Here is a 10,086-nt window from a genome sequence, read left to right as displayed (position 1 = left end):
GCATTCCCGGCGAAGGCGCGGCTGATGGCATGCCCGGCGCTGTTTGCGCGACAGCCACAGACCGTCCTCGGCCATCCATTTGCGCAGCGTCTCGCGCGATACCTTCAGCCCGTGATGTCCTCCAGCATCTCGGCTGCCAGCGTCGGGCCAAAATCCGCAAACTGCTCCCGAACCAGAGAAACGGCATATTCCCGCAGCCCGGGATCGATCCGGCGGGTCGACGGTCGGCCGCGTGCCTTGTGCCGGATCGAAGCGGCGCCCTCAGACTCGAACCGTTTCAGCAGCCTGTGCACCTGGCGGCGGCTCAGCCCGAGCACATTGGCCGCCGTCACTGCCGTCACTGCCGTCATGCGGCCCTGGGACACCTGACTAAGAACCTCAACCCGATCCAGCTCGCGCTCGCTCATCAAAACCCATCCCACGGTCACGCTCCAATCCTTCCTCGCCGAAAGGGAAGAGTGACACTTCTACTTTGCAGATGTGGGGCATTTTAACTTTGCGCTTACAGCGAATTAAGCCGATAAGTCGGATTATGTTAATTTCGTCTCCAGTACGTTCCATCCTGCACCACCTGCGATTCCGAGAGAAGCTTCTCAAGATGCGCTGCAACATTTCGTTCTGCGGCCATTGCAATATGCGGATCGGATTTCCTGTAGACAGAAGCGGCAATGTTTTTCACCGTATCCGAGGTGTTCGCAAGGTGCGCGAGAATCTCCGCTTCCCGACGCTCCCGATTGGCGAGCAGCCGTTTGGCATAGGGTTGCGGATTCCGCAGAACTGGACCGTGACCCGGCAGGTAAATCTTGTCGTCACGCGCGATCAATCGCTGAAGCTGGGCACAGTAGTCGTGCATGTTGCCGTCGGGCGGGCTCACGATCGAACTGTTCCAACTCATTATATGGTCGCCGCTGAACAGAACCCCGTCCCGGCGCGCGAAGCAGAGGTGATCGCTCGCATGGCCCGGTGTGTGCAGGACAGTGAGATCAGCGATCATCTCTGCGTCCTCCAGGACTCCGTCAGGTTGAAACGCGTCGTCCGGAAAAACCCGCGAGACATACACCGGCAGACCTGTCTTTTCGCGCAAGACCGGGGCCGCGCCGAAGTGATCGGAATGGTGATGCGTGACGAGAATCCCGGTTGGGCTGGTTCCCAGATTCCGGATAATCGCGTCGAGGTGACCGCTGTCTTCCACCGGACCGGGGTCGATAACATACCGACCCTCGGATGTGTCGACGAGGTAGGTGTTCGTGCCATGGTAGGTCATCTTTCCAGGATTGTTCGCGACAATCCTCTGGATGCCCTCGGCCACCTGCACGCATTGCGCACGGGGAGGTTCCGGCTCTGCGAAAAACATGCTGCTCTTTGTCATTGGTTATCGCCACCGTTTGTCAGCCAACGCCCTGCGGCCCGAGGAAAGGACATCGCCCCCTTGGCCGCAAGACGTGAAATAAATTCCGCTGAACGACGGTGCATCCGGCGAAACAACAAGATGTGTCTCTCTGCCTTTGGTTTCGGCATCGTTACAGTCACCCCAAGACGGGATCCGGCGCCGGTCAAGCCGGCAACTGGAAAATGGAAAATGGAAGCCAAGCGTCCGGTCGTCACATGGCACAGCGATTGCGGAACCCCGTGAACAGCAGCACCGCAATCGCCGCCTTCGTGAGGTCCGCGAGCAGGAACGGGTAGAGACCTGCGCTCAGCAAATCCTGGCCATACCCGACAAAACCCCCCAACCAGAGCAGGCCGGTGCCATACATGAGTATCGACCCGAAAAGCACAGCGACAGTGGCGCAAAGTGCTGGCCCAACCCTTCCCAGCATTTGAACCACCCAGCCTGCCGCGCCCGCTGCGAGCACGAATCCAATCAGGAAACCGCCGGTAGGACCCATGATGTAGGCCAGCCCTGCCGGTGCGGGTGGCGTGCCCGCGAACACCGGAAGGCCAAACATGCCTTGCAGAAGGTACGCAGTGACGACAAGACCACTGCGTACCGGTCCCAGAAAAAGCCCAAGGCTCAGAACCACCAGCGTCTGGGTCGACATCGGGACCGGGTAGAAAGGCACCGCGACTTTCGCCGAGAGTGTCAGAAGAGCTGTCCCGATGAGTATTACAAAGAACTCTCGGGACAATCTTGCGACTGGCTGGCGCCGGGTGGTTTCGATGTTCATGACGTTGGTCCTCGTGTCAGCAGATCCTTGATTTTCCTTGAGCGATGGCTCACATGCGCTTGGCGACTTCTTCCAGCATGACCTCGCTCGCCCCGCCGCCAATGGCCTGTACGCGGGCATCGCGCGACATGCGTTCAACGGGCGTTTCGCGCATGTAACCCATGCCGCCGTGGAACTGCACACAGTCGTAAAGCACAGAGTTCACCAGCTCGCCGCAATAGGCCTTGACCATCGAGACCTCTTTCACGCAGTCGCGGCCCGCGGCGTCCTGCCTGGCCGCATGATAGACAAGCTGGCGACCTGCCTCGATTCGGGTCTGACAGTCGGCCAGCCGCTGGCGGATCGCTTGCTTGTCCCAGAGCACACCGCCGAATGCCTTGCGCTGCCTGACGTAGTCCAGGGTCATGTCCAGCGCGGTCTGCGCCTCGGCGCAGGCCATCGCGCCCAGCACGATGCGTTCGTTCTGGAAGTTCTTCATCACCGAATAAAAGCCTTTGTTGACCTCGCCCAGCACGTCGCCGGCCGGGACTCGGACATCCTCGAAAATCAACTCGGCCGTGTCCGAACACAGCCAGCCGGTCTTGTTCAGCGCGCGTCCGACCGAGAAACCCGGCGTGCCCTTTTCGATCGCGAACATGGTGATCCCGCGCGACCCCTTGGCATCGGGGTCGGTCTTGGCCCCGACGAAGAAGATATCGCCATGCACCCCGTTGGTGATGAACATCTTGGTGCCGTTCAGCACCCAGTCCGACCCGTCCTTCACCGCGCGGGTCCGCATGCCCGCCACGTCCGACCCGGCGCCGGGTTCGGTCACCGCGACGGCGGCGATCTTTTTGCCCGAGGTGATCGAAGGCATCCAGCGCGCCTTCTGTTCCGGGGTACCGGCGTTTTCAAGATGCGGCGAGGCCATGTCGGTATGCACCAGCACCGTGGCCGCGAAACCGCCAAAGGTGGACCGCCCGACCTCTTCCGCCAGAACGACGCTGGACATCACATCCAGCCCCGCGCCGCCGTATTCCTCGTCATAGCGCATGCCCAGAACGCCCAGTTCGCCCATCCGGCGCAGCACGTCGCGGGGCACCATGCCCTCCTCTTCCCATGCGTCGGCCTTGGCCGTCACCTCGGTTTGGATGAACCGGCGCAGCTGGTCGCGGATCATGTCGAGGTCTTCATTGAACGGGCCGGCGGCCGCGGTGATGGTGTCCTGTCTGGTCATGTCGTTTCCTCCGGGTCAAGTTTGACGAGTGGGGCGTGTCCGGCGACCGTATCGCCCGGCGCACAATAGATTTCCGTCACCACACCCGCGACCGGCGCGGGCAGGCTTTGCAGCAGTTTCATGGCTTCGAGCACCACGAGCGTGTCGCCGGCGGCGACCCGGTCGCCAAGCGCGACGCGCACCTCGGCAACGGCGCCCGGCATCGGGGCCGTCAGCAGGTCAGCGCCGCTTGCCCCGACGCTGGCGCGGGCAAGGTGTTGATCTTCCAGAGTGCGCAGGTCTGTCACGGTCATTCCCGCAGGGGTCTGCAGATGCACCCGCCAATGATCGCGGGCGCGTTCGACATGGGCGATGCGCGTGAAGGGGACCCCGTCGATGCGCCCGCTCAGGCGGCCGCCTGTCAGGACGGCGCTTTCGACGGTGATGCTCTGGCCGTCCGGAAACAGGGCGGCAAGCTCTGCGGGGGTGCCGGACAAGCGGATCGGCTCATCCCCGGATGTGGCCCAATAGGACGCAGCACCAGACCGTCCCGCAGGGGCCGTGATCCGCCATGCCCCGAGGCTTTGCCAGGGCGACCCGCCCGCCGGGGCAAGATGCATATGCAGCGCCATGGCGGCGAGACCTGTATCTCGGGCGTCGGGCGCGGGCTGTGACCAGCCACCCGGAAACATTTCGGACAGTCCCGAGGTGTGATGGCGAAACGCCTGGAAATCCGCATGGGTCAACAGCGCCCGCTGATAGGACAGGTTCAGCCCCACGCCGCCAACGGCGAAGGTATCAATCGCGGCGACGGCCCTGCGGATCGCCCCGGCGCGGTCCGCTGCATGGACGATCAGCTTGGCCAGCATGGAATCGTAGTGGTGCCCCACGACCGACCCCGCCGCGACACCGCTGTCCAACCGTACGCCTGCGGGCGGAGCCCACAGGGTGATCCGGCCCGTCTCGGGGCTGAAATTCTCGGCCGGGTTCTCGGCGGCGATGCGCACCTCAATGGCGTGGCCGTCGAACCGCACGTCCGATTGCGCCAGCGTCAGGGCCTCGCCCCGCGCGATGCGCAACTGCCATTCGACCAGGTCGATGCCGGTGATGGCCTCGGTCACCGGATGTTCCACCTGCAGGCGGGTGTTCATCTCAAGAAAGTAGTATTCGCCGCGCGCCGGATCGTAGAGGTATTCCACCGTCCCCGCCGAACGATAGCCGATGGACTGCGCCAGCCGCACCGCCGCCGACAGCATGTCATCGCGCACCGCCTCGGGCAGATCGGCGGCGGGGGCCTCCTCGATCAGCTTCTGGTGGTTGCGTTGAAGCGAACAGTCGCGGTCCCCCAGATGCAGCACCGTGCCGTAGCTGTCGCCCAGCACCTGCACCTCGACATGGCGGGCGCGGGGCGCGTAGCGTTCGAGGAAAACCGCCGCATCGCCAAAGGCGCCTTTCGCCTCGGCCCGGGCAGAAGCGATGGCCTCGGGCGCGTCGGCCAGATCGGTGACAAGGCGCATGCCGCGCCCGCCGCCCCCCGCGCTGGCCTTGACCAGAAACGGTGTGCCAAGCGCCTGCGCCTCTTGCAACAATCGCGCGTCGGATTGCTCCGCGCCGCGGTAGCCGGGCAGGACGGGCACACCTGCGGTCTCGGCGGCGGCCTTGGCCTCGATCTTCGATCCCATCATGGCAATCGCGCCCGGTCCGGGCCCGATAAACGCAAGACCCGCCGCCTCGACCGCAGAGGCGAAACCGGCGTTCTCGGACAAAAAGCCATAGCCGGGATGCACCGCGCCCGCGCCGGTCGCGCGGGCGGCGTCCAGAATCGTGGCGATATTCAGATAGCTTTCCGATGGTGCCGCCCCGCCGATGCAGACGGCGTGATCGGCTTCGGCCACGAAAGGCGCATCGCGGTCGGCCTCGGAAAAGACCGCCACCGTTTCCAGCCCCAGCTTGCGGCACCCGCGCTGGATGCGCCGGGCGATTTCGCCCCGGTTGGCGATCAGGACGCGAGTAAAGCTCATTTCACCCGCCAGGAAGGAATGCTCTTGTTGAGGAAACTGTTGATGCCTTCGATGCCTTCCTCGGTCTCCCAAGCGTCGGCCAGACGGTCGGCAGTGTAGATCATGTTGGTTTCCAGATCGTGGGCCGCGACATAGGCGATCAGCGCCTTGGTGTCGGCCACGGCCCCCGGCGCGGCCTGAAGGTGATCGTGCACCACATTTTCGATGGCCGCGTCCAGATCATCAGCGGCGACGACCTCGGTCAACAGTCCGATCCGTTCGGCGCGCGCGCTGTCGAACAGCGCCCCCGACAGCATGGTTTCGCGCGAATGCACCTTGCCGATGCGGGCCACGACATAGGGCGAGATATTGGCCGGCAACAGGCCCAGTTTGACCTCTGTCAGGCCAAACCGCGACCCTTCGGCGCCGATCGTGTAATCGCAGACCGAAATCATGCCGACGCCGCCGCCATAGGCCGGACCGTTGATCCGTCCGATCAGCGGTTTGGGGAGGGTATCGAGGCGGCGCAGCAATTGCGCCAGCGTCGCGCTCTGGTCGACCCGTTCGGCGCGGGATTTGTCGATATTCGACGAGAACCAGTTGAAATCCCCCCCTGCACAGAAGCTCTTGCCGTTGCCGGTGAGAACGACGATGCGCACCGTGTCATCGGCGGCCAGCGTCCCGGTTGCGGCGTAAAGCTCGGCGATCAGCGTACCGTTCAGGGCATTGTGCTTGTCCGGCCGGTTGAGCGTTACCGTGGCAACCCCACGCGCGTCGGTTTCGACATGAATGGTTTCATAGGTCGTCATGTTTTTGGCCTCACATTCTGAATACGGGCGTGTGGCGCCCTGCTTCGGGTACCGAACAGACGATCGCCAGACACAATCCGAGGATATCGCGGGTCTGACCCGGTTCGATCAGCCCGTCATCCCACAACCGCGATGTGGCGTAATAGGGATCGGACTGTTCGCCGTATTGGGCGCGCACCTGTGCCTCGATCTGCGCCAGATCGGCCTGCATCCTTTCAGGCTCGCCACCCTTCTGGCGACGCAGTTCCAACATCACGTTGCTGGCGATGTCGGCGGACATGGTGGCCAGTTCCGCTGTGGGCCAGGCAAAGAGGAAGTTCGGCCCAAAGCCGCGCCCGCACATGCCGTAATTGCCCGCCCCGTAAGATCCGCCCAGAAGGACCGACAGGCGCGGCACCTTGGCCACCGACATCGCATAGACCAGCTTGGCGCTGTCCTTGGCGATGCCGCCGCGCTCGGCCTCCGTCCCGACCATGAAGCCGGAAATATTGTGCAGGAACAAAAGCGGGATGTTCCGCTGGTCGCACATGGATACAAATTGCGCGCCCTTAAGCGAGCTTTCGGACAAAAGCGCGCCGTTGTTGGCCAGGATACCGACGCGATAACCATGGATGCGCGCCGTGCCGCAGACCAGCGTTTCGCCCCAGCCGGGCTTGAATTCGCGGAATTCGCCAGCGTCGATCATGCGCAGCAGAACCTCGCACATGTCATAGGGTTCCTTGCGGTCGGCACTGATGACACCGAGCAGTTCGGACGGGTCATGCGCGGGCGCTTCGCGGGGCGTGTCGGGCTGCATCGGGCGCGATTGGCCAAGCTCGGCCACGATGTCGCGCATCAGCGCCAGCGCATGGTGTTCGTCCTCGGCCAGATGGTCCGAAACGCCCGAGACACGAGAATGCATCTCTGCCCCGCCCAGCGTTTCACCATCGACCTCTTCGTTGATCGCCACCTTGACGATGGAAGGCCCGCCGAGATGAATGCGCGCGTTACCGCGCACCATGATGACCTCGTCCGACAGCGCCGGGATATAGGCCCCGCCCGCCGTGCAACCACCGAACACGGCCGAGATCTGCGGCAACCCGCTGGCCGACATGTTGGTCTGGCGATAAAAGGAATTGCCGAAATGGCGGGCGTCGGGAAAGACGCGGTCCTGTTCGGGCAAATAGGCCCCGCCGCAATCCACCAGATACAGGCAGGGCAGCCGGTTTTCCGCCGCGATTTCCTGGGCGCGGATGTGTTTCTGCACGGTCTCGTGGTAGAATGAGCCTCCCTTTACGGTGGCGTCGTTGGCGATCACCATACAAGGCAGACCGTGGACGATGCCGATGCCGGTCACGATCCCCGATCCGGGGACCTCGCCACCGTATTGACCATAGGCGGCCAGCGACGACAGTTCCAGAAACGCGGTGCCCGGATCCACCAGCAGGTCGATCCGGTCGCGGACCAGAAGTTTGCCGCGCTTGCGGTGCCGGTCGACCATGTCGGGGCGCCCGCCCGACGTCGCCGCGGCAATGCGCGCGCGCAGGGTCTCGACGCGTTCGCTTTGCGCCGCGTGGTTGCGCGCATAGGTTTCGGATGCGGTCAGTACTGTTGTTTCGAGACGCGCCATGGGTCGGATATCCTGTTGCAGTTCGGGCAACCGTCATGCGGCTGCCCGGGAATCCCAATCGTCAGTCAGGACCCGAACACGCGGCCAAGTCGGCCGGTGCTAGATCACGAAGCCACCGCCGCAGATGATGTGCTGGCCCGAGATGAAGTTCGATTCCGGCGCACAGAACAGATAGACCGCGCCCGCGGCCTCTTGCGGTGTGCCGACCCGGCCCAGCGGGATCATCCGTTCCATCTGGGACAGAAGGTCGGGGTTCACGCCGACCTTGATCTCTTTTTCCTCGACCTTGATCGTGCTGTCGCCGTCCGCGCTGCCCTCGGTCAGGCGGGTGCGGATCGGGCCGAAGGCCACGGCATTGACGTTGACCTTGTAGCGGCCCCATTCCTTGGCCATCGTCCGGGTGACCCCCAGAATGCCGGACTTGGCGGCGGCATAGTTGATCTGGCCCGCGTTGCCGCCGGTGCCCGCGATGGACGAGATGTTCACAACCTTGCGGAACACCTCTTGCCCGGCGGCGGCCTCTTCCTTGGCCTTGGCGCTGATCACCGGCTGGGCGGCGCGCAGGATCCTGAACGGCGCGGTCAGGTGGACGTCGATAATCGCCTGCCATTGCTCGTCGGTCATCTTCTGAATGACGCTGTCCCAGGTGTAGCCGGCGTTGTTCACGACGATGTCCAGCCCGCCAAAGCTGTCGACGCCGGTCTTGACGAATCGTTCGGCGAAACCGTCCTCGGTCACGCTGCCGGCGCAGACCACCGCCTCGCCGCCGGCGGCGCGCACCGCCTCGGCGGTTTCATTGGCCGGATCGGCATCCAGATCGTTGACCACGACGCGGGCGCCTTCCGAGGCCAGTTTCAGTGCGATTTCGCGACCGATGCCGCGTCCCGAGCCGGAGACAAGCGCCACGCGCCCGTTGAGTTTTCCAGTCATGGTTTATCCTCCCGAATGACGCCGTCAGACTTTTTCATAAAGCGTGGTCACACAGGCCCCGCCCAGACCCAGGTTGTGCTGAAGCGCCAGACGCGCGCCATCGACCTGGCGCGCATCGGCCTGTCCGCGCAGCTGCTGGACAAGCTCGGTGCATTGCGCAAGGCCAGTCGCCCCGAGAGGGTGCCCCTTCGACAGAAGACCGCCCGAAGGGTTGGTCACATACTTGCCGCCATAAGTGTTGTCGCCGTCATCGACGAATTTCGCCGCCTCGCCGCGCCCGCACAGGCCAAGCGCTTCGTAGGTGATCAGCTCGTTATGGGCAAAGCAGTCGTGCAGTTCGACCACGTCCACATCCTTCGGGCCGATGCCCGCCGCCTCGTAGACCTGATCGGCGGCGCGCTTGGCCATCGAGAAGCCGACCACCTCGCGCATGTCATGGGCGTTGAAGGTCTCGGGCCCGTCCGTCGTCATCGCCTGGGCCGCGATCCGCACCGAGCTGTCAAGCCCATGCTTGTCGGCAAAGGCTTTGGAACAGACGATTGCCGCCGCCGCGCCGCAGGTCGGCGGGCAGGCCATCAGCTTGGTCATCACGCCGGGCCAGACGACCTGCGCCGCCATGACGTCGTCTGCGGTTACTTCCTGGCGGAACAGGGCAACCGGGTTCTTGGCCGCATGACGGCTGGACTTGGCGCGGATCTTCGCGAAGGTTTCCAGCGGCGTGCCGAATTCCTCCATATGTGCCTTGCCGGCGCCGCCGAAATACCGAAGCGCCAGCGGAATGTCCGGATTGCCCACCAGGTCGTCGGTTTCTTCGTCGAACGCCGCGAACGGACTTACCCGATCGGTGAACATCGCGCCGATTGCGCCGGGCTGCATCTGTTCGAAGCCAAGCGCCAGAGCGCACTCTACCGCGCCGCTCTCGACGGCCTGGCGGGCCAGAAACAGGGCGGACGACCCGGTCGAGCAGTTGTTGTTGACGTTCAAAACCGGAATGCCGGTCATGCCGACATGGTACAGGGCCCGCTGGCCGCAGGTGCTGTCACCGTAGACATACCCCACATACGCCTGCTCGACCTTGTCATAAGCCAGCCCCGCGTCGGCCAGCGCCGAACGAGTGGCCGCGGTTGCCATGACATCATAGCTTTCGGATTTTCCCGGCTTCTGGAACGGAACCATCCCGACGCCGACGACATAAGCCTTGTCTTTCATCTTTCTCTCTCCCGCTTTGATCCAAGCGCCATGAGTCGAACGCCATCACATTTTCTACCAGTTGTTAGATTTACATACCGACGGAAGGCACTGTCAACAACGTCACGCGGTGGTGGTGCTTGCCGAATTTTCTAACATGTGTTTGAATAACCTTCCCTCGACGTCT

The 10,086-nt window shown here is 63.6% G+C and carries 8 protein-coding genes and 1 pseudogene; all 9 read right to left on the bottom strand.

The features are described from left to right. Positions 1-422 (bottom strand): annotated as a pseudogene (locus tag ATI53_RS10515) (helix-turn-helix domain-containing protein); the annotation flags it as partial. 113 nt (positions 423-535) lie between these two features. Then, on the bottom strand, positions 536-1,354 hold the full coding sequence (locus ATI53_RS10510) for an MBL fold metallo-hydrolase (RefSeq protein WP_009503126.1): 819 nt from the start codon (positions 1,352-1,354) through the stop codon (positions 536-538). Positions 1,355-1,601: 247 nt separating this feature from the next. Then, positions 1,602-2,168, bottom strand: a complete 567-nt coding sequence (locus ATI53_RS10505; protein ID WP_009503125.1) for a biotin transporter BioY — start codon at positions 2,166-2,168, stop codon at positions 1,602-1,604. Positions 2,169-2,217: 49 nt separating this feature from the next. Beyond that, positions 2,218-3,384, bottom strand: a complete 1,167-nt coding sequence (locus tag ATI53_RS10500; protein WP_009503124.1) for an acyl-CoA dehydrogenase family protein — start codon at positions 3,382-3,384, stop codon at positions 2,218-2,220. Then, positions 3,381-5,384 (bottom strand): acetyl/propionyl/methylcrotonyl-CoA carboxylase subunit alpha, encoded by a 2,004-nt coding sequence (locus ATI53_RS10495; protein ID WP_089962665.1) that lies wholly within the window; start codon positions 5,382-5,384, stop codon positions 3,381-3,383. The genes ATI53_RS10500 and ATI53_RS10495 overlap by 4 nt, the downstream gene beginning before the upstream one ends. Further along, positions 5,381-6,172, bottom strand: a complete 792-nt coding sequence (locus ATI53_RS10490; RefSeq protein ID WP_009503122.1) for a crotonase/enoyl-CoA hydratase family protein — start codon at positions 6,170-6,172, stop codon at positions 5,381-5,383. The genes ATI53_RS10495 and ATI53_RS10490 overlap by 4 nt, the downstream gene beginning before the upstream one ends. Positions 6,173-6,182: 10 nt before the next feature. After that, the gene (locus ATI53_RS10485; RefSeq protein ID WP_111550354.1) at positions 6,183-7,781 is read right to left on the bottom strand and encodes an acyl-CoA carboxylase subunit beta; all 1,599 of its coding nucleotides are present in this window, start codon (positions 7,779-7,781) and stop codon (positions 6,183-6,185) included. Between the two features lie 99 nt (positions 7,782-7,880). Beyond that, positions 7,881-8,711, bottom strand: a complete 831-nt coding sequence (locus ATI53_RS10480; RefSeq protein WP_009503120.1) for an SDR family NAD(P)-dependent oxidoreductase — start codon at positions 8,709-8,711, stop codon at positions 7,881-7,883. 24 nt (positions 8,712-8,735) lie between these two features. Then, a complete protein-coding gene (locus ATI53_RS10475) occupies positions 8,736-9,920 on the bottom strand; it encodes a lipid-transfer protein (protein ID WP_009503119.1) in 1,185 nt (394 codons plus the stop codon). Between the last annotated feature and the right edge of the window lie 166 nt (positions 9,921-10,086).

The organism is Salipiger aestuarii (genome assembly GCF_003259905.1).
Taxonomy (GTDB): domain Bacteria; phylum Pseudomonadota; class Alphaproteobacteria; order Rhodobacterales; family Rhodobacteraceae; genus Salipiger; species Salipiger aestuarii.
This window is presented reverse-complemented; position numbering and strand designations above follow the sequence as displayed.

Excerpts from the sequence above, each read along its gene's own strand:
- ATI53_RS10480 (WP_009503120.1), bottom strand. The coding sequence starts at position 8,711 with ATGACTGGAAAACTCAACGGGCGCGTGGCGCTTGTCTCCGGCTCGGGA.
- ATI53_RS10500 (WP_009503124.1), bottom strand. The coding sequence starts at position 3,384 with ATGACCAGACAGGACACCATCACCGCGGCCGCCGGCCCGTTCAATGAA.
- ATI53_RS10490 (WP_009503122.1), bottom strand. The coding sequence starts at position 6,172 with ATGACGACCTATGAAACCATTCATGTCGAAACCGACGCGCGTGGGGTT.
- ATI53_RS10505 (WP_009503125.1), bottom strand. The coding sequence starts at position 2,168 with ATGAACATCGAAACCACCCGGCGCCAGCCAGTCGCAAGATTGTCCCGA.
- ATI53_RS10485 (WP_111550354.1), bottom strand. The coding sequence starts at position 7,781 with ATGGCGCGTCTCGAAACAACAGTACTGACCGCATCCGAAACCTATGCG.
- ATI53_RS10475 (WP_009503119.1), bottom strand. The coding sequence starts at position 9,920 with ATGAAAGACAAGGCTTATGTCGTCGGCGTCGGGATGGTTCCGTTCCAG.
- ATI53_RS10510 (WP_009503126.1), bottom strand. The coding sequence starts at position 1,354 with ATGTTTTTCGCAGAGCCGGAACCTCCCCGTGCGCAATGCGTGCAGGTG.
- ATI53_RS10495 (WP_089962665.1), bottom strand. The coding sequence starts at position 5,384 with ATGAGCTTTACTCGCGTCCTGATCGCCAACCGGGGCGAAATCGCCCGG.